The sequence below is a fragment of the Paraburkholderia sp. GAS38 genome, from assembly GCF_050434965.1.
GTDB classification, from domain to species: domain Bacteria; phylum Pseudomonadota; class Gammaproteobacteria; order Burkholderiales; family Burkholderiaceae; genus Paraburkholderia; species Paraburkholderia phenazinium_A.
This window is the reverse complement of sequence record NZ_JBNDJO010000002.1, coordinates 719,774-738,592: the sequence shown is the minus strand read 5'-3', so window position 1 is coordinate 738,592 and position 18,819 is coordinate 719,774. Positions and strand designations below refer to the sequence as shown.

General features: G+C 58.7%; 22 protein-coding genes. 13 read left to right on the top strand and 9 right to left on the bottom strand.

Annotated features, from left to right (window positions below; genetic code table 11):
• Nucleotides 1-249 precede the first annotated feature (249 nt).
• From P3T42_RS07445 to P3T42_RS07435, 3 genes are all read left to right on the top strand, one after another.
• On the top strand, nt 250-780 hold the full coding sequence (locus P3T42_RS07445) for an AAA family ATPase (RefSeq protein WP_429305581.1): 531 nt from the start codon (nt 250-252) through the stop codon (nt 778-780).
• Nucleotides 781-970: 190 nt separating this feature from the next.
• Complete coding sequence (locus P3T42_RS07440) at nt 971-1,402, top strand: hypothetical protein (protein WP_429305580.1); 432 nt, start codon at nt 971-973, stop codon at nt 1,400-1,402.
• On the top strand, nt 1,399-1,731 hold the full coding sequence (locus tag P3T42_RS07435; RefSeq protein ID WP_429305579.1) for a hypothetical protein: 333 nt from the start codon (nt 1,399-1,401) through the stop codon (nt 1,729-1,731). Before P3T42_RS07440 ends, P3T42_RS07435 begins: the two co-directional genes overlap by 4 nt.
• A gap of 635 nt (nt 1,732-2,366) precedes the next feature.
• On the opposite strand, the gene P3T42_RS07430 is transcribed toward P3T42_RS07435, so the two are convergent.
• The 6 genes from P3T42_RS07430 to P3T42_RS07405 all read right to left on the bottom strand — a co-directional run bounded on the left by P3T42_RS07430 (nt 2,367) and on the right by P3T42_RS07405 (nt 6,844).
• Nucleotides 2,367-3,203, bottom strand: a complete 837-nt coding sequence (locus P3T42_RS07430) for a DUF5829 family protein (RefSeq protein ID WP_429305578.1) — start codon at nt 3,201-3,203, stop codon at nt 2,367-2,369.
• 626 nt (nt 3,204-3,829) lie between these two features.
• Nucleotides 3,830-4,348 (bottom strand): HD domain-containing protein, encoded by a 519-nt coding sequence (locus tag P3T42_RS07425; protein ID WP_429305577.1) that lies wholly within the window; start codon nt 4,346-4,348, stop codon nt 3,830-3,832.
• A 265-nt stretch (nt 4,349-4,613) separates the two neighbouring features.
• On the bottom strand, nt 4,614-5,078 hold the full coding sequence (locus tag P3T42_RS07420; RefSeq protein WP_429305576.1) for a hypothetical protein: 465 nt from the start codon (nt 5,076-5,078) through the stop codon (nt 4,614-4,616).
• Nucleotides 5,079-5,471: 393 nt separating this feature from the next.
• Nucleotides 5,472-5,951, bottom strand: coding sequence for a PH domain-containing protein (locus P3T42_RS07415; RefSeq protein ID WP_429305575.1), 480 nt, complete (start codon nt 5,949-5,951; stop codon nt 5,472-5,474).
• A gap of 17 nt (nt 5,952-5,968) precedes the next feature.
• Complete coding sequence (locus tag P3T42_RS07410) at nt 5,969-6,355, bottom strand: hypothetical protein (protein WP_429305574.1); 387 nt, start codon at nt 6,353-6,355, stop codon at nt 5,969-5,971.
• 114 nt (nt 6,356-6,469) lie between these two features.
• Nucleotides 6,470-6,844, bottom strand: a complete 375-nt coding sequence (locus tag P3T42_RS07405; protein WP_429305573.1) for a hypothetical protein — start codon at nt 6,842-6,844, stop codon at nt 6,470-6,472.
• Nucleotides 6,845-7,034: 190 nt separating this feature from the next.
• Here P3T42_RS07405 and P3T42_RS07400 point away from each other — a divergent pair, with 190 nt between their 5' ends.
• Nucleotides 7,035-7,469, top strand: a complete 435-nt coding sequence (locus tag P3T42_RS07400) for a helix-turn-helix domain-containing protein (RefSeq protein ID WP_429305572.1) — start codon at nt 7,035-7,037, stop codon at nt 7,467-7,469.
• A 45-nt stretch (nt 7,470-7,514) separates the two neighbouring features.
• Here P3T42_RS07400 and P3T42_RS07395 read toward each other — a convergent pair whose 3' ends face one another.
• The gene (locus P3T42_RS07395; RefSeq protein WP_429305571.1) at nt 7,515-7,964 is read right to left on the bottom strand and encodes a hypothetical protein; all 450 of its coding nucleotides are present in this window, start codon (nt 7,962-7,964) and stop codon (nt 7,515-7,517) included.
• A gap of 170 nt (nt 7,965-8,134) precedes the next feature.
• Here P3T42_RS07395 and P3T42_RS07390 point away from each other — a divergent pair, with 170 nt between their 5' ends.
• The 3 genes from P3T42_RS07390 (at nt 8,135) to P3T42_RS07380 (ending at nt 9,773) form a co-directional block, all read left to right on the top strand.
• The gene (locus tag P3T42_RS07390; protein WP_429305570.1) at nt 8,135-8,779 is read left to right on the top strand and encodes a division plane positioning ATPase MipZ; all 645 of its coding nucleotides are present in this window, start codon (nt 8,135-8,137) and stop codon (nt 8,777-8,779) included.
• A 9-nt stretch (nt 8,780-8,788) separates the two neighbouring features.
• Nucleotides 8,789-9,043 carry a plasmid partition protein ParG gene (locus tag P3T42_RS07385; protein ID WP_429305569.1) on the top strand — a complete coding sequence of 85 codons (255 nt, stop codon included), beginning with the start codon at nt 8,789-8,791 and terminating at the stop codon, nt 9,041-9,043.
• A 346-nt stretch (nt 9,044-9,389) separates the two neighbouring features.
• Nucleotides 9,390-9,773: a hypothetical protein gene (locus P3T42_RS07380; protein WP_429305568.1), complete on the top strand. Its 384-nt coding sequence runs from the start codon at nt 9,390-9,392 to the stop codon at nt 9,771-9,773.
• 243 nt (nt 9,774-10,016) lie between these two features.
• On the opposite strand, the gene P3T42_RS07375 is transcribed toward P3T42_RS07380, so the two are convergent.
• Nucleotides 10,017-11,300, bottom strand: a complete 1,284-nt coding sequence (locus P3T42_RS07375) for a tyrosine-type recombinase/integrase (RefSeq protein WP_429305567.1) — start codon at nt 11,298-11,300, stop codon at nt 10,017-10,019.
• Nucleotides 11,301-11,939: 639 nt separating this feature from the next.
• On the opposite strand from P3T42_RS07375, the gene dapC reads away from it, so the two are divergent.
• The 6 genes from dapC to cls all read left to right on the top strand — a co-directional run bounded on the left by dapC (nt 11,940) and on the right by cls (nt 18,318).
• On the top strand, nt 11,940-13,157 hold the full coding sequence (gene dapC, locus P3T42_RS07370; RefSeq protein WP_074299650.1) for a succinyldiaminopimelate transaminase: 1,218 nt from the start codon (nt 11,940-11,942) through the stop codon (nt 13,155-13,157).
• 75 nt (nt 13,158-13,232) lie between these two features.
• Nucleotides 13,233-14,060 (top strand): 2,3,4,5-tetrahydropyridine-2,6-dicarboxylate N-succinyltransferase, encoded by an 828-nt coding sequence (gene dapD, locus P3T42_RS07365; protein ID WP_074299652.1) that lies wholly within the window; start codon nt 13,233-13,235, stop codon nt 14,058-14,060.
• Nucleotides 14,060-14,425: an ArsC family reductase gene (locus P3T42_RS07360; RefSeq protein ID WP_074299654.1), complete on the top strand. Its 366-nt coding sequence runs from the start codon at nt 14,060-14,062 to the stop codon at nt 14,423-14,425. The genes dapD and P3T42_RS07360 overlap by 1 nt, the downstream gene beginning before the upstream one ends.
• Before the next feature lie 195 nt (nt 14,426-14,620).
• A complete protein-coding gene (gene dapE, locus P3T42_RS07355) occupies nt 14,621-15,760 on the top strand; it encodes a succinyl-diaminopimelate desuccinylase (protein ID WP_074301657.1) in 1,140 nt (379 codons plus the stop codon).
• Between the two features lie 27 nt (nt 15,761-15,787).
• Complete coding sequence (prmB, locus tag P3T42_RS07350; RefSeq protein ID WP_074299655.1) at nt 15,788-16,672, top strand: 50S ribosomal protein L3 N(5)-glutamine methyltransferase; 885 nt, start codon at nt 15,788-15,790, stop codon at nt 16,670-16,672.
• Nucleotides 16,673-16,878: 206 nt separating this feature from the next.
• On the top strand, nt 16,879-18,318 hold the full coding sequence (cls, locus tag P3T42_RS07345; protein ID WP_429305566.1) for a cardiolipin synthase: 1,440 nt from the start codon (nt 16,879-16,881) through the stop codon (nt 18,316-18,318).
• Between the two features lie 9 nt (nt 18,319-18,327).
• Here the strand turns inward: cls and P3T42_RS07340 are convergent, their stop codons facing one another.
• Nucleotides 18,328-18,807 carry a glutathione peroxidase gene (locus P3T42_RS07340; protein ID WP_074299657.1) on the bottom strand — a complete coding sequence of 160 codons (480 nt, stop codon included), beginning with the start codon at nt 18,805-18,807 and terminating at the stop codon, nt 18,328-18,330.
• Nucleotides 18,808-18,819 lie beyond the last annotated feature (12 nt).

The following is an 18,819-nucleotide window of genomic DNA, read 5'->3' as shown; positions in this document are numbered from 1 at the left end:
GAGCAGTCGCCTATCTGTTTGCTGGAGAGAGTCGAAGAATTGGTTCAAGTCGCTAATCTCGTTTCGCGCTAAGCAATACGTTGCAAGTCGCGTGGTCAGAAGGTCGGCGTGATCGAGGGCGGCTCAGGTTGCACTCGCTTCAACGCGGAATCTCCGTCTGCAACCCACAATAGACGGTGGACGAGCCGATAAGCGGACACTCAACCGCGTATCGCTGTGCGATACTCGCGCCTTAACTTTGGTTCGTTCATGAATAGCTTCCAGTATCGTCGCGTCAATATCGTTGGCGCTCCTGGATCAGGAACTACAACACTGGGGCGTGCGCTCGCAGCGCGGCTCGACTTCAACTTTATGGATGCTGACAGCTTCTATTGGAAGCCGACCGTCCCACCGTTCAAAGAGAAATATGATCCGGATGCGCGCTTGGCGATGCTTCTTGCTGAACTTGAGGCATCCCACGCATCTATAGTCGCGGGCTCAGTGTGCGGCTGGGGTGACAATCTCGAAGATGGATTTGACCTCGTTATCTTCCTGTCGCTGCCGACCAAGCTTCGGCTGCAGCGAATCGAAGCACGGGAGATTTCCTTATTCGGGGGTGCCGATCCTGCCTTCCTTGCTTGGGCCGCACAGTATGATGAGGGTAGGTTGCCGGGTCGTAGCCGCTCGCGCCACGAAGCTTGGCTCGAAAGCCGCCTATGTCGCGTGCTGCGATTTGAGGAAGATCAGGCTGTTGACATCCGGGTCGAACAAATTATCGAATCAATTTCGCGGCCCGCCTGATTCTTATCAGCAGCATCAAGGGCCGCTTCTGGCCGAACCCCGCCCGACGTCCAGCGCGCGTGAATTCGTCGGGCGCGCATCGTGCGTCGGACCGTAACCGACCCATAAGGGACCTTCGGATTCGCCGATAGCGGCCATTGGGTAGCTTGCTGCTAAACTCGAAATTAATCTCGATCACCGTGCCACCCTCGTGAGTAACGCCGAACAACGCCCTCCTGACTTCGAGCCGGACAAATTTATCGACTTGCTGCGTCGCCGTTATGAAGAGAACCCGGAACAGTTCTCCATTACGCAGGAGCATATCGAGCGATGTACAGGCCCACTAGGCGAAGTAATACCGCACAGATTCGATGCTTTTGCACTCGTGCTCGCTCGTGGATATCACGATGGACAACTGTCCTTTGCCTTCTGCGATGCGGTTGTGAATATCATGGTCGGGAAAGTGCACTCAGATTCGGTAGCTCAACGCGATACGTGGCCGCCGCTGTTCTGGGATGTCTTTCTCGCATTCGATGCTGGAGAGTTCTTCCGGGCTGGTGAACGTCACATCGATCCGGCCGAGAAGTACACAAGACCGTTGATTGCGAAAATCATCGACGAGTCGAAAAATGATGCTGGATGATCGTTCGCGGCCAGCTAGCCGGGAATTTCTATGAAGATTTCCGTACCGTGACCAAATCTGACATCTTTGCTGCGGCGACGGCCTTTGTGGACTGGTCACGCCCATGGATTTTTTATGACACGGTGATGGCGCAGCCCGCACTTACAGCGTCTGATCGCGCCATCATAGAAAAGATTTGGCTAGAGGTGTGCGGGTCCAGTCACTGGCGACATACCGACCTCAGTCAATGCTGTGCGACCGCCGATCACGCGCTTACGATTGCTTTTCCATGGCTGCCTGAGCAAGCACGTGCAAAGTTCGTGCGTGCCGCTGCGTATCAATGGAAGTAATCAACGTCACCTTCCGTAACCAACCAGAAGAGAGCAATCGAGTAACACCAAAGTGGTTTTTCAGTCTGCTATTAGCCGCCACGTTTCTTCATCGCAAAGGCTCACTGTATTTTTATTCTCATACCATCCGTTCACCGTTGGCAGGGATGTAATAACCGCAGGAATGCCTTCTGAAAACTCCACAAGGCAAATGGTTTTCCAACCATGTGGTATCTCATCAAATGGCGCGGCAAATTGCTGCGTTACACCAAGAATCTTGCAGCGTGTTCGTGTGACTGACTGTGGTGCGTTCTTCGGAAAAGCAATCGCGAAAGTCCGACCTACTGGAATATCGGCGTAAGCAAACGAAATGAGCAAAACTTCACAGTTTGCGGGCCGTTCCTTCGGAAGTGCGCCCCACACATGGAACAGGACTGTCGGCGAGGCTCGCCCCTCAACGTCTAGCACTCGTTCACGCAGGGGTACGTTACTCTCAGGGCGCACGTCTAAATTCCTTGTTGATCGGGTTTAGAGCAACGTTTGGTTGGGTATGTCATCGAATCAAGCCGCCGCGTCGAACGACTCAAATTGGCCGGTTACTGTCTCATGAATCCGGCATGCGGTAACCCGCTTCGGGTCGCCAGCCACGCCAAGACTTAACTAATAATCGAAAACGACATGATTGCTGTTTGACCGCTATCGAAACTGAGTGTTACGCCTTGACCGAACGTAAGGATCTCAGAGCCAACCTTCTCTTTGAGTAGGCTCATTTTCAGTTGTGTCACGCCTCTAGCCGTGGGCGATGGCTCGATCAGCCGAAATGTAATATCTGGGCCGATGAGCGTCCTAACGCCGCCACAAGTCTCCGAGATATATCCGAGTGCAACAAGCTGACGCCCAAAGCTGGCTGCTTCGAACTCATTTAACGCCACGGTGACTTCGTCGATATCTTTCATGTAGCGAGTTGCTTGAAACTTCGCAGCGTTATATTGGTGGCGACTGATGCCTTCTCCGCCGGACCACAGGCTGCCCCGGCTCTTTGTCAGAAAGTCTCGATCCACCTCCATTACCCACGAACAAAACGGCTCGGCCTCGCCTTCGGGATATTCCACTAAAGGAAGATTCCAAAACCAAGGGATTGGATCTCCATCGACTTTACGTTCGAATAGTGAAGGGGCGCGTGGACGCCCCATCGAACCCAAACACTTCGCTACCCGCTCTATACCCCCGACTTCCTCTACCGAGAGGGCGACCCCGGAATCGCCCACTTGTTCCAGGCTCGACGGCGCGCGAGATGGACTGAAAAACTCAATGTAGGTATTAGCACCTGTCAAATAGATGCCCGTCCAGGCGCGGTCGTCACCGGCCTCTATCGTGCTAACTTCCATATTGGCGAATTCATTTCGCATGAATTCAGACTCAGCAATCGCATTTTGTGCGGTCACGTCAACGTGAACGTAAAGATGATTTAGGTGTACGTCAGGCGTTTTCAATTTCTCTCCGCTTGAATGACATCGCACTAGCAAATGCTCACGCTGCTGTCTCGCTCCACAATATGGACACCGATTGTCGCCGATTCCGACTGCGGGGTCGACCGACCGTAGCTGGCCGACCACAGTCCGACGCGATTCTCGCTCAACCTACACGAGTTCTGATTTTTTCAGCACCTTCACAAATTCGTGGACAATTCCCGCACACGTCCCATGTTCAACGATGGTATCGAGCATAGACAGCAGGTCTCGAAGTTCGCCTTTCGTGAGAGGGCCATATTCTCCGCTGATTTCCTCGTAGCGCGAGGTACCGCGCGAGGCGGTCGAACGGTGGAGTCCGTACCCTTTCGCCTGGCCCTCCACTGAGAGCTGAAGCCACAGTGAACCCCCATCAGAAGCGGCAGCACAGTTGACTACGACTGCGGAAGGCGACGTGTAGTCTGTCATATTGAAGTTGTGGTAGATGGCAATCAACGAACAGGGATAGGTTCCACCTGTTCGGAGAGAGGTGGTGCGATTAAGTCAGCAGGGAACCCGGTACCGTTCGATTGTTGACGATCTACGGTGCGATGTCGAAGGTCCGTTCCTGGCCGCAGGTGGCCGAACCGAGTCCGACGCTGCACACCAGTTCAAGGCCCTCGTTCGTAGGCTTCGTCAAACAGAAGCTCCAGCCCCGAATGCGCACCTCGCAGGCCATCCACGACGGACCTAGCCCAATCATAGTACTCGCGCTTACGCTCCCACGACCAGTCGGCTGGAGGGCTGGCCGAAATATCGCGCAGGTTGCATATCTTGTCGGCGAGCTTGACCAGCTTCGCCGCATGACTGAGGTTCTGCGCATGCTCTACCTGAAGACGCTTTCTGTCCTGCTTAGGAAGCCGTTTATCGTCGGTCACTTCAAGAACGATGCTTGACACTTCTGACCCGAAGATCGCTTGTAGTTCTTCAAAGGTGGTTTCGGTGTCTTCAATTGTGTCGTGGAGAATCGCCGCGATCAGCACGACCTCGTCGCTGACATCGGCCTCGTTCGCCAGGACGTTTGCAAGTGCAATCGGATGATTGATGTAGGGAGACGCGTCGCGGTCCTTCCGCCTCTGCCTGCGATGCTTTTCCGCCGCGAAGGCTATCGCCTGAATGATTCTGTGCATACGTGTGCTCCGATTTACGTCCCGTCGCCGTGCCGCAGTCTATCCGGGATTACCGGCCTGCGTTGTGCAGTTTCGTTCCGTCAACCTGATTATCGCCCGGTCGCGCGATGCCCGGTCAAAACAGGCTACCGCTGCGGCGCCGGACCTGGCCGGTATTAACCAGGAAATCATCCCTTGCTGCGGTGATCTCTTGCCATAGGGCTTGGAATATTTATTCGCGTATGTCGTGTTTTGCGCGCAACCATCGCTGCTCATGGACTCATGCTCATCGGGTTGCTCCCGCACATTCGGCATCCGGAGGTGAATCAATCCAGACGGAAGGTCTGGCGATTTCATACGGATCGACAGGTGTCGTTGTGTCTGCAAGCTTCGTCCACGTCGCGCCATTGTGCATGGCGGAAATAACCAGTACGCGGGCAGGAAGAAGTCGCATGCGAACCCATTGACGGAAGGGATTGAAAACTTCGGTATGCCACAGGCTGTCGAGGTCGCGAAAAACCCGTTGCCATTCCGGTAACCGAAAATTGTTCAGCCACCCTCCCACAATCCTTTCCGGCGCAACGTCGATATCAACGAGCAGATCGAACCACTCGCCGTTGCGGTAAATAGCTACGCCGATTGCGACCGCAGTGACGAAAATGCGGATGTCCGGGTTGAGACGCGAGAGCCGGAATTCCATAAATTCGGTTGTGTGTTCAACGGGCTCGACCGCGCCCACCAATGCGGACATATCGTCCAGCCAGTCAAGCAGTTTGAGCCGGTGCCGGAGATAGCATTCCTGGAGAGACCGATATCCCGATGCCCTCCGCCGTCTATAGGTTGCACGCTGAAAACGGACCGAGGTGCTGTCGCGTAGATTGTGGGTGCGCTTGCACGCCAGTGGTCCGGTGCGCTGTTCAGAAAATCTGGTGCGGGTTGTGCCGGGGCGCTTTCGCCGTTTCCATGGATGCGACCGCATCTTTATTGTCCTTCTTCTATACCTTTTAGGATATCGGCTGGCCTGTAACCGGTGTGTTGCTGGTGGCTAGACGCCTGAAGAAAACGATCACGGGGATGTGTCTACTGGCAAACGCGGTCGAAGCCTCATGCTACATCTTGGCCGACCAGAACCGCACCATCGAAATCATCCCCGCTCGGAAACACGAACGGACTTGATATCCCTGCGACGCTCGATCAGGTTGCGAAATGCTTCACGCACGGCTGCCCCGTCAGGTATCGCACGAAGGTGTGCTATCGGTCGTACCGCGTCAAATCCGACTACGGTTACGTTGGCGCGTCCAACGATCCTGATCCAGAACGGCTGATCGAGGACCACGTCTTTCACGCGGTACAGTTCGATTTCGTGAAAGTTCCTCGACAGCACGCCGAAGCGGTATTTGTAGCGTTCGCTCGTCAGTGTGTAGGACCAGCAGCGAATGTTCAGGTAAGCCCATCCGGCGATGAGCAACGCAATTGCCGCCACGATGTAGCTGATAAAGTTTCCACCGTTGAGCGTGGCAAAAATGCCAATGGCAAAGACGGCCAGGCACGAGACATATGTCCGGAAATTGACCCACTGCGAAGGGCGTCCGGCCCAGATTTGAACCTCGTTGGTGCTGTTCATATTGGCGTGCCCGTTCACTAGCGCAGCGACGCAACTGCGTCCTGGCAGTCTTCCGATAAGCCCCGGTTAAATGCAAGGAACGTCATCAGGTTAACGACTGACTTCTGAAGCTGTTCCTTACCCGGTGATGTAGCACAGCGCTCGGCAACCGCGTCTGCACCGTCCCGCTGAATTCCCGCACGGAGAGAGTCGGTCATCTGCTTTTCGGTGGCGCTCAACTGGGAGCGCACCTGGGCTGCATGGGCCGGGTCCGTATATTCGGTGAGATGGACCAGAGCCGCGCCGCATATCCTGGTTGCCGTAACGTACTGCTCGCACGCGGGCGGTATTTCCTGCGCGTGCACGGTGCCCAGCACCAGCCACGTGGCAGCGGCTGCGCCGTATTTCAAAAATGAACTGTTCATTTTTCCCTGTTGCCCGTGAATAGACGTGTGAATAAAAAGCGCCGACAAGAGTCTGTCGGCGAAACGGTCCCGACCTCCGAGGGCTATCTGACCTGCCGGAACCGTGAAACGAAATTAGCGCTGTTTGGATTCGTCGCCTGCGCTATGAAAATCAGCTAACGAGAGAAGGATTCCTTGCGGCGCGGGCGCTTCCTGTGGCACAGGCACACGGCGATGAATCGACGGCCTTAGCTCAAGATTTGGCGTGTCCGTCGCTGGGAATTTCGTCGGGTCGATCAGCAGGAAGTCGGCACCTGGACCTTCGGCAAATACGAGCGCATGCATCGCGAGTGCCTCGCGGATTTTTTCGACCAGGAACGCCGGGAAAATGCCGGTAAAGTGCGTGATCTCGCTTTGCTTGATCCAGGCCGCACGCGGACGCCCCTCTGCCTCGTGATTCGCAAGGATGGCCCGCACAACGATTCCCACCACGACATCTACAGATTCCATTTCGATATCCCGATAAAAAGTTGCGATTGCTAGTCGGGTTGCCTGGCTGCTGATCAGGTATCTCCATCGAGCGCGAGAGCCGGTCTATGCTGCTGCGCCCAAGGAATCGAAGACGGTCTGACGGACACAGATACACCCTCTGGCGATTCGCGCCTACACATAATATACTTCATGACGAATATTATGTGTAGTGACGCCCTTCTCGCTTTGGTGTCGAAAACTGACACTTCCTCGTCAATCGAGGGGGGCACCAGTCTTGAGCAACACAGCACAGCTTGCGAAATCCATTGGCGGAGCCATCGCGGCTCGCCGGAAGGCGCTAGGAATGACTCAGGAAAAATTGTCTGAACTGATTCAGATCGAGCAGTCGTCCCTTTCCCGCATAGAGCGAGGTAACCTCATGCCTAATCTGGAACGCCTTGCCGGTATCGCTGAGAAGCTGGAATGCCGTATCGCGGATTTAATGGGTGCTAGCGGTACGGGTTCGGTAGACCGGGCTATCCGAATTCATGAGCGACTGTCGAAGCTATCACCGGCGCAACAAGAGGTATTTGAGAAGCTGATGGATAGCGCTTTTGCTTTGGTAGAGGCCCCGCACAAAAAACGCAGCACGCGTGGCGGGTAGAGCGCGGTGAGCATGGACGAGTCAGGCAGGACCTGAGAATGGGATTTAAGCGTTCGCGATAGGCGAAAGATCGTCGGTCAACAGAAAGCGGTCCAACCGCTTTTGAGCGTTCTCGATGATGTGCCGGGGAATACTTTCCAGTTGCCTGTCGTGGACCGCAAGCACTTGTTCCACCGCAGCGCAACCGTCGCCGGAAATTTCGCAAATTCCATTTCCTTTGCCTCGCACGGCACTGCCCTGTAGCGCGGCCTCGGCGGCACGGAACACGTCAAGATCGACACGACCGGTCGTGGCTTCGTGCACGAAGTACGAAATGTATATCGCATGGAAAAGTCGGCCAACCGTATCGCGGCTACCTTGGCCGCTCTTTAGCGTGACGAGCGCTAGGTGACATTCGAGCGACGTTTGACGAGCGACATGCGCCGCCAGCGGCAGGAGCATTTCCTTGCTCATTGGCTTTTTGATTTGACGGGCGGCAGACTTGTGCTGCTTCACAGTGTTTCCAAGAAATTTCGACAGACGCAGATTTTCGCACAACGCGATAAAGACATCCTCTCCCTCGCCACGACATCCCGTTCAACCATGTAATCACGGCCCGCTTGCACATCATCTGATGATCCGGAATAATCAAACCAAGAAATCTTTAAATCTTTATCGAGGTTTACATGATTATTCTCATCGGGGCAGAAAAAGGCGGGGCGGGAAAAAGTACGATTGCAACCAACATCGCTGTTCACCTAGCCCAGCACGCAGTGGACCTTGTTCTTGTCGACACTGATGCACAAGCTACATCTGCACGCTTTATCGAGCGTCGTGACGACACGCAAACTCGGCCATCCATTCCTTGCGTACAGAAAACAGGTGACGTTTCATCAACGCTTCGCGATCTCGCCCGCCGCTATCAGGTCGTTATCGCTGATGCCGGTGGCCGTGACTCTCGCGAAATGCGTTCAGCAATGGCAGTAGCCGACCTGATGCTCATCCCTACCAGGGCGTCGCAGGCCGACCTCGAAACGCTTCCCAAAGTCAATGATCTGGTGTCGCTCGCACGCGGGCTGAACCCGGAATTAAAAGCTACTGCAGTGCTTTCGATGGCACCGACGAACCCGACCATCCGTGAAGTGCAGGACGCACGCGAGCTATTTTCGCAGTTCGATCAGCTAACGCTAGCCGACACGACCATCTGCGAACGCAAGGTTTACCGGGATGCACTGCTGAGCGGCAATGGCGTTGTCGAACTCGGCAACTCGCAGGCACGGGCGGAAATCCAGCTTCTGGCGCAAGAATTCTTCGAACTCGATCACGTCTAAGGGCCATACATGACCACCAGCAAATTCAAGTTATCCCCTGCCCGTCAAGGCACGGGACCGGCTGCAAGCAGCATCAGTGAATTCGCAGGCGCTGCAGCAATGGTCACGTCACAGGCGGTCACCAAACCCGAGCGTATGTTCCGCCTCAACATGGACATTGACGCGGACGCTCACCGCCGCCTGAAAATCCGAGCTATCGAAGAAGAAGTAACGGTTTCCGATATCATCCGCAAGCTCGTGGCTGGTTATCTGGACAGCCGGTAACTGCAGCCCTGCGGTAACGGTTGCTGCTTAGCCTGAAGCCGGAGCAAGGCGTACCCTGAGCCGTACGCCTTTTTTTCGTCTGCAAATCTTCATTTGCGTAGTTGATGATTTGTGCAGATGATGATTTGTGTAAATGAAGACTTCTGCGAATCCTGTTCTCACGTTTTATGCAGATCGTGATTACAGGATTTACGGTTCCCTGCAATTCATGTTCTGTGCAGATGTTGACTACTGCGTTTGCAGATTCCTGCGTACTCATTTCCCGGTTCCTGCAAGCGCAGATTTCTGTACCGCGCGTGGACTGTGTGAACTATGCTTGCCACCGTTCATAACCGGAGACCGCCAGATGGCAACGAGCCGCAAGACGTCCAGCACACCGGCAGGCAAGACAGCCAGCCGCATCAAACCGGATCAGGAGCGCGTCAAAGTGCCTGCTGCAGTCGCAGCACCCGGAAAGGCCAGCAAGCCCACCAGGAAGCCGCGTAGCAATGTGGACGAGGTGCCTGTCTCGAACCGCGTCAGAGTGCCGACCAGGGCTGTGCCGTCGATTATCCAGTCGCTCGATGCGTGGGCACCCGACGAAACTCCGGGCGATCCGAAACCGCTCAACCTCCTGGTAGAGGCAGAACTGCACAAGCGGTTCAAGGCGTACGCCGTGGTACACAGCACGACTATTTCCCGGCTGCTACGGGCATTGATTGCGCGCGAGCTAGATAGCGAAGGGGCGTGATCGGTGAAACAGGCGCTGCGGCTGCGCAGGAAGCCTGCACAGCAGGTTCGCGGCTGGTCGGCTACCTACAATGAAAAAGGCCGATATGTGAACAGCAAATCTGCCAGGTGATGCCTTGTCCCACTGCACAGCCAGACGTGATCACCAAACAGGTTCAGGAATATCGGTGCATTTCCTGGAGCCACAAAAGAAAAGCGCCGTTCAGAATTTGACTGAATGGCACTCGAAACTGCAGATACCAGGTTATTTCACGTTATCGGCCTCTGGAGGCAGCAGGAAGTCAGCCCAGGCCTGCATCATCGGAATGCGCTTGTTGAAAAGGTCGGTGCGAAGGTAGGCGCGCTCGGTTTCGTTACCGATTTCATGTGCAATCGCGCTCTCGGCAAGGTCGCTCGAATAATCGTTCTCTCTGGCCCAATCACGGAAACTGGAACGAAAACCGTGCACCGTGGCAAAGCGATCCGGCGTATCACTGCGCCGCTCCATGTACAGCATGAATTCCGACAGGGTTCCATCCTTGACCATGGTTTCGCCCTTCCTGTTTTTCCGCTGTTTAATCGATGGAAAAATCAGGGCGTCCTGTGCCTGTTGTGACTGTTGTGACTGTTTGAGCGACGTCAGGAGTGCCACCGCCTGATCCGGCAGTGGCACGAAGTGCGGCTTATTCAAGTTCCTGCGCCTTTTCATGCGTACAGGCGGAACGGTCCACACGCGAAAGTCCGGACTGAATTCTTGCCATTTTGCCCCACGGACTGCTTCACTGCGCATAGCCGTCAAGATCAGGAAAAGCAACGCTGTCCGCGTCATGTCGTTTGAATCACGTTCGACCAGATGCTTTTTGACGAATGCAGGTACATCACTCCATGGCATCGCCGGGTGGTGCTCAGGCTGGTGATTCTGCGGCGCGAGAAGACGATTAACAACCGCGACGGGATTGGCTTTGATCCTGTCGTCGTGGGCCATAGCCCAGTCCATGACAGCCTGCATGCGCTGCTTCACACGACTGGCAGTTACAGCGTTGCCCAGCCAGATGGGTCTTAGCACGTCAGCGCAGTCGGCGGGCGTGATCGTGTCGAGTTTTCTGCTGCCGATTTTTGGAAATACATAGGTTTCGAGGGTCCTGATCCACTGCTTCCCGTGCTGACCTTGCTCCCCGCCTTTCCAGGTTGGTGCGAGTTCCTTGTACAACTTGCGCGCGGCTTGCTCAAAATGCTGCCCTGTGGCTGCTGCCTCCGCTCCTTCACGCTCGCGGTTGCGCTCGTCAATCGGGTCTTTGCCCTGATCGATCAGCCTGCGGGCATCCTGGGCCTTTCTGCGTGCATCCGCGAGTTTCACAGTCGGGTAAGTGCCCAGACCCATGTCGCGCGGCCTGCGCGTCACAGGACTGGTAAAACGCAGCGTCCAAGTTGCGCCCTTAGCCGTTGGCTTAACAATCAGGCCCGGCACCATGCCATCAGATTTCGGGCTGTCACCCAACCTGAGACCTTGCACCAGACGTTCGTTCAGATTTTCCGCTCCACGTGCCATCCCAGTTCCTCCAGAATTTAACCCCCGAAACGACCCCTGAATCGGGTGGAATTTCTGTGGAACATTTTACACCAGGTCGTCCACGCCATGACAGGTGGACGACCTGGTAAAAATCGCTGAAACCCTTATTGCACAATACGTCAACAAGATTGCACAGAGCATCAACAAGGTGCACAAGACATCAGCAAAATGACGGATTTACCAGTTAAGGAGCGGATACCAGATCATGCCCCACACCGACGCGCCCAGCATGATGGCGAGCGTCGGCCAGCTCGTGCGGATCCAGTTGTTCATCGAGCCGTTCATGACCGGGCGCTCCTGTTCCTGCGCGCGCCGGCCCGCCGTGCTGCAAGACCTGTTTTGCCCTCAACTCCCCACTGCATTGCCTCTCCTGTTCTATTTGCGCCGGCCTTTTCACCCCGGCCGCTTCCCGCTTGCGACACCGGCCACGCCCCCAGGCCACAGCCGCGATCCTGACCTGCGCCGCGCTGCAAGGGCCCGGCCCGCGCGGCCTTGCGCCACGCTATAATCGTCGGTCCGCTGCTGGTGCCCGTTCTTTCACCGTACCACCGTGATTGTCGCCACCGCGCGTGTCCGTCACCTGTCTCCGCCCGTCTTCGATCAGGCCCGATCCGCCAAGTGAACCCGCTACTCGACTCCCTCCAGACCTATCCCTTCGAAAAGCTACGCGCGCTTTTCAAGGATGTCACGCCGCCCGCCGCCCTGCCGCACATCAGCTTCGGCATTGGCGAGCCGAAACACCCTACGCCGGCGCTGATCCGCGACGCGGTGATCGCTTCGCTCGGCGGCCTGGCAACGTATCCCGCCACGCTGGGCTCGGCGGCGCTGCGCGAGTCGATTGCAAGCTGGGTCACGAAGCGCTACCACCTGCCGCCGGTCGATCCGGCCACCGAGGTGTTGCCGGTCGCCGGCTCGCGCGAGGCGCTGTTCGCGCTCGCGCAGACCGTGATCGACCCCAAACGTAACGCTGCGGGCGAGCCCGCGATCGTACTCTGCCCGAACCCGTTCTACCAGATCTACGAAGGTGCGGCCCTGCTGGCCGGCGCCGAGCCGTACTTCGCCAATAGCGATCCGGCGCGCAATTTCGCCTGCGATTACGCGGCGATTCCCACCGACATCTGGGCGCGCACGCAACTGCTGTATGTCTGCTCGCCGGGCAATCCGACCGGCGCCGTGCTGACGCTGGAAGACTGGCGCGAACTGTTCGCGCTGTCCGACCGCTATGGTTTCGTGATCGCCTCCGACGAGTGCTACTCGGAAATCTATTTCGACGAGACGAAGCCGCCGCTCGGCGCGCTCGAAGCGGCTCACCGGCTCGGCCGCAACTTCGAGCGGCTGGTGATGCTCTCGAGCCTGTCGAAGCGCTCGAACGTACCCGGCATGCGCTCGGGCTTCGTGGCGGGCGACCCGGCCATCCTCAAGCAGTTCCTGCTGTACCGGACCTACCACGGCGCCGCCTTGTCGACGGTGTATCAGGCTGCGAGCATCGCGGCCTGGAACGACGAGACGCATGTGCTCGAAAACCGCGCCAAGTACGTGCAGAAGTTTGCCACCGTCACGCCGATGCTCGCCGAGGTACTCGACGTGCGTCTGCCCGATGCCGCCTTTTATCTCTGGGCCGACGTGTCGCGCACGGGCCTGTCGGATACCGAGTTCGCCCAGCGCCTCTACGCCGACTATAATGTGACGGTTCTGCCGGGCTCGTATCTCGCGCGCACTGCGCACGACACGAACCCCGGTCGCAATTTCGTGCGCCTCGCGCTCGTCGCCGATGTCGACGAGTGTACCGAGGGCGCCCAGCGGATCGTCGACTTTTGCCGGGGCCTCAAGCGCTGAGCGCGTCCGGCGCGCCGTCGCGCTGCTTCCAGCCGCAATTCCATTTCTCATCCATTCTCGCCACTACTTACGAATATGTCGCAACAACTTCAGCAGATCATCGATAACGCCTGGGAAAACCGCGCAGAGCTGTCGCCGAAGGCCGCTCCGGCCGACGTGCGTGAGGCCGTCGCACACGCCATCGAACAGCTCGACAAGGGTGTTTTGCGCGTCGCCGAAAAGAAGGACGGCGACTGGGTTGTCAATCAATGGCTGAAGAAAGCGGTGCTGCTGTCGTTCCGCCTCGAAGACAACGCGCCGATGCCGGCCGGCGGCTACTCGCAGTTCTACGACAAGGTGCCGTCGAAGTTCGCCAACTACACCGCTGCAGACTTCGCCGCCGGCGGCTTCCGCGTGGTACCGCCCGCCATCGCGCGCCGCGGTTCGTTCATCGCGAAGAACGTCGTGCTGATGCCGTCGTACACCAACATCGGCGCATACGTCGACGAAGGCACGATGGTCGACACGTGGGCCACCGTCGGCTCGTGCGCGCAGATCGGCAAGAACGTCCACCTGTCGGGCGGCGTGGGCATCGGCGGCGTGCTGGAGCCGCTGCAGGCCAACCCGGTCATCATTGAAGACAACTGCTTCATCGGGGCGCGCTCGGAAGTCGTGGAAGGTGTGATCGTCGAAGAGAACTCGGTGATCTCGATGGGCGTGTATCTCGGCCAGAGCACCAAGATTTACGACCGCGAAACCGGCGAAGTGACGTATGGCCGCATCCCGGCGGGTTCGGTGGTGGTGGCCGGCAACCTGCCGTCGAAGGACGGCTCGCATAGCCTCTACTGCGCGGTGATCGTCAAGAAGGTCGACGCGAAAACGCGCGCCAAGGTCGGGCTCAACGAGCTGCTGCGAGGCGACTGATGGCACGCGCCAACAAGACCGTCGTCTACGGCATCCCGAACTGCGACACCGTGAAGAAGGCCCGTGTGTGGCTGGAAGAACACGGCGTCGAGTTCGAGTTTCACGATTTCAAGAAGGCCGGCGTCACGGCGCCGCTCGTGCAGGACTGGCTCAAGGACGTCAAGCTCGACGCCTTGCTGAACCGCCGCGGCACGACCTGGCGCGGCCTGTCCGACGACATGAAAGCCGCCGCGGATACCGAGTCGGGTGCGATCGCGCTGATGATCCACAAGCCTTCGGTGATCAAGCGGCCCGTCGTGGTGGTCAATGGGCGCGTCAAGACGCTCGGCTTTTCGGTTGAAGAGTACGAGACGTTGTTCGCCTGAACGTCGCTCCTGACCGCGTTGCCCGCTTCGCCGGGCGTGTGCCGGGATCGGGCGGTCGAGGAACGCGTTGAACGCGGCGCCGGTGCCGGGTGGTAACAATGGCCCCGGCGCCGTGTGCGCAAGAAGCTGTTGCCGGCTGCGGCGATTCACCTGCAGCCGGCATTTTTTCATTTCAAAGTGGCTTGTACTGAATCCATGTCCGGCACCCTTGCCCTTACCGAACAACTGATCGCGCGCGCGTCCGTCACGCCTGACGACCAGCATTGCCAGCGCATCCTGATCGAACGCCTCGCAGCGCTCGGCTTCGAGTGCGAGACCATCGAATCGCACGGCGTGACCAACCTGTGGGCCGTCAAGCGCGGCGTCGACGGCACGCGCGGCAAGCTGCTCGTGTTCGCCGGCCACACCGACGTGGTGCCGACCGGCCCGCTCGAGCAATGGAGTTCGCCGCCGTTCGAGCCCACCCATCGCGACGGCATGCTGTACGGACGCGGCGCAGCCGACATGAAGACCTCGATTGCGGGCTTCGTGGTGGCGAGCGAAGAGTTCGTCGCGGCCCATCCGGCCCATCGCGGCTCGATCGCCTTCCTGATCACAAGCGACGAAGAAGGTCCCGCCACCGACGGCACCGTGAAGGTGGTCGAAGCGCTGAAGGCGCGCGGCGAGCGGCTCGACTACTGCATCGTCGGCGAACCGACTTCGAGCGCGCAGTTCGGCGACATGGTGAAAAACGGCCGGCGCGGCTCGATGTCCGGCAAGCTCACCGTCAAGGGCGTGCAAGGCCACATCGCCTATCCGCATCTGGCGAAGAACCCGGTGCATCTGCTGGCGCCCGCGTTGGCCGAACTCGTGGCCGAACGCTGGGACGACGGCAACGAATACTTCCCGCCCACCACCTGGCAGGTGTCGAACATGCACAGCGGCACCGGCGCGAGCAACGTGATTCCGGGCCACGCGGACGTCATGTTCAATTTCCGCTTTTCGACAGCGAGCACGGTCGAAGGTCTGCAAAGCCGCGTGCATGCGATTCTCGACAGGCACGGCCTCGAATACGATCTGCAGTGGTCGGTGAGCGGCCTGCCGTTCCTCACGCCGCGCGGCGACCTGTCGAACGCGCTTGCCCAGGCGATCAAGGACGAAACCGGCGTGACGACCGAACTGTCGACCACCGGCGGCACCTCCGACGGCCGCTTCATTGCGCGCATCTGCGAACAGGTGGTCGAATTCGGCCCGCTGAACGCCACCATTCACAAGATCGACGAGCATATCGACGTCACCCATATCGAGCCGCTCAAGAACGTGTACCGCCGCGTGCTCGAACAACTGGTCGCATAACCCAAGCCCGCCAAGGACACCCCCGCGATGACGCTCCCGTTTTCCACCGTCCGCGACCTGCTGCGTTTCGCAGTGACGCGCTTTAACCAGGCCGAACTGTCGTTCGGCCATGTCTCGGCCAACGCTTACGACGAAGCCGCTTACCTGGTGCTGCATACGCTGCATCTGCCGCTGGACCTGCTCGAGCCGTTTCTCGATGCGAAGCTGACCGCGGCGGAAGTCGACGCGGTGCTGAGCGTGATCGAGCGCCGCGCCACCGAGCGCGTGCCGGCGGCCTACATCACGCAGGAAGCGTGGATGCACGGCTTCCACTTTTACGTCGACGAACGCGTGATCGTGCCGCGCTCGTTCATTGGCGAACTGCTGCAGGACGGTCTGCAGCCGTACGTCGAAGATCCCGAGCAGGTCGGTGCGGTGCTCGAACTGTGCACCGGTTCCGGCTGCCTCGCGATCCTCGCGGCGCATGCGTTTCCGAATGCGGATATCGATGCGGTCGACCTCTCGAAGCCGGCGCTCGAAGTCGCGACGCGCAACGTCGACGAGTACAAGCTCGACGAGCGCATTGCGCTGTTCGAAGGCGACCTGTTCACGCCGCTGCCCGAACGCCGCTACGACGTGATCATCACCAATCCGCCGTACGTCAATGCGGACTCGATGGCCTCGCTGCCGGCCGAGTACCGGCACGAGCCGGAGATGGCGCTGGCGGGCGGCGCGGACGGCATGGACATCGTGCGCCGGATCATCTCGCAGGCGCGCAACTGGCTGACCGACGACGGCGTGCTGGTGGTCGAGATCGGCAACGAGCGCGCGAATGTCGAAGCCGCGTTTGGCGGTCTCGATCTCGTGTGGCTGTCCACCAGCGCGGGTGACGACAATGTGTTCCTGATTCAGGCGGCTGATCTGCCGAGCTGATCCGGCGGTCTGATTCACCGGACTGAAGTATCCGAGGCGCCGCTGGCTGCCGGCACGCCTTTTCCCCCGTTGCCCCTGCAACGAAATGCAAAGAATCTGCCGAACCCGACCGCAACGCGAACGGGTTCGGTAAGATGAGCGCGATTGACTTCTTTGCCGCCACACCGGGCGGTCGGGAAGCGCATCAAAAAATCCTTCGCGCGCCTATGCAATTCGACTTGCTTCATATCGCCCCGCTCGTTGCTCTCGCCCATCTGCTCGGCGTGATCGCGGCGTGCCATGCCATTCTGAATACGCGCACCTCCCAGGGCGCGGTCGCATGGGCGGTATCGTTAGTGGCTATGCCTTATCTGACGCTGGTGCCGTATCTGTTCCTCGGCCGCAGCAAGTTCCAGGGTTACGCCGACGCGCGCCGTCTCGAGAACGAATCGCTGCGCACGCAAGCGCATCCTCACGCATGGGACGAGCACGACTCTTCGGCCGGCTACCCTACCGACGCGCTTGGCCACCAGCTCGTGCGCTCCCTCACGCATCTCGGCGGCATGCCGTTCCTGCCGGGTAATTCGGTGCGCACGCTGGTGAACGGCGAAGCCACCTTCGCCGCGATCCTCGAAGCGATCGACCAGGCACGCAGCTACATCATCGTGCAGTTCTTTATCGTGCGCGACGACGCGCTCGGCGAGATGCTCAAGGACGCGCTACTTGCCAAAGCCGCGCAAGGCGTGCGCATCTATTTCCTCTACGACAGCATCGGCAGCTTCGATCTGCCGCATCGTTACGTGACGACCTTGCGGGCAGCCGGCGTGGAGGTGCATCCGTTCGCCACCCATCGCCGCTTCGTCAACCGCTTCCAGCTCAACTTCCGCAATCACCGCAAGATTGTTTCGGTGGATGGCGAACGGGCGTTTGTCGGCGGCCATAACGTCGGCGTGGAGTATCTCGGCGCCAAGCCACCGCTCTCGCCGTGGCGCGATACGCATATCGAAGTGCGCGGGCCGGTGATCGCCAGCATCCAGTTCGTGTTCACCGAGGACTGGTACTGGGCCACCCAGACCCTGCCGTCGTTCGAGATGCCCGCCTACGAACCGAACGGCGAGGGCATGCACTGCATCGTCATGCCGACGGGCCCGGCCGACAAGCAGGAAACCTGTTCGCTGTTCTTCGTCGAAGCGATCAACGCGGCGCGCGAACGCATCTGGATCACCACGCCGTATCTCGTCCCCGACGAAGCGGTGTTTTCCGCGCTGCGTCTTGCGGTGCTGCGCGGCGTGGACGTGCGCATCCTGATTCCGAGCCGACGCGACCATTACGTGGTGTTCGAAGCATCGAAGCTCTACGCCTACGACTCCGTGCGCGCGGGCATCCGGATCTTCCGCTACCGGCCGGGTTTCCTGCATCAGAAGGTTGTGCTGATCGACAACGTGGCCGCCGCCGTGGGCAGCGCCAATCTCGACAACCGTTCGTTCCGCCTGAACTTCGAGATCATGGTGCTGACCGTGGACCGCGGCTTTGCCGCCGAGGTCGAAGCGATGCTGTTAAGCGACTTCGCGCAAGCGTACGAGATCGACCGCAGCGAGTATCGTCAGGCACCGGCGTTCCGGCGCGTGACCATGCATGTGGCCAGGTTGTTTGCGCCGATTCTTTAGGCGCGTGGCTCAGAGCAGCTTCTCGATCTCGCCGGTAATCGCATCAGGCTTCGTCACCGGCGCGTAGCGCTTGACCACCGTGCCGTCGCGCGCCACCAGAAACTTGGTGAAGTTCCACTTGATGCCCTCGAGCCCCAGCAGCCCCGGCGCTTCGCCGGTCAGATAGCGGTACAGCGGATGCGCATTCGCACCGTTCACATCGATCTTCTCGAACATCGGAAAGCTCACGCCGAAGTTCTTCTCGCAGAAGCTGCCGATCTGCGTCGCGTCGCCCGGTTCCTGCTTGCCGAACTGGTTGCACGGAAACCCGAGCACGACGAAGTCACGCCCCGCATAGGCTTCGTACAGCTTCTGCAAGCCGGCGTATTGCGGAGTGAAGCCACATTCGCTCGCCGTGTTGACGATCAGCAGCACCTTGCCCCGATACTGTTCCAGGCTGACTTCCTCACCGCCGAGCGTGCGCGCCGAGAACGAATAGATCGATGTCATAGGTTGTCTCCG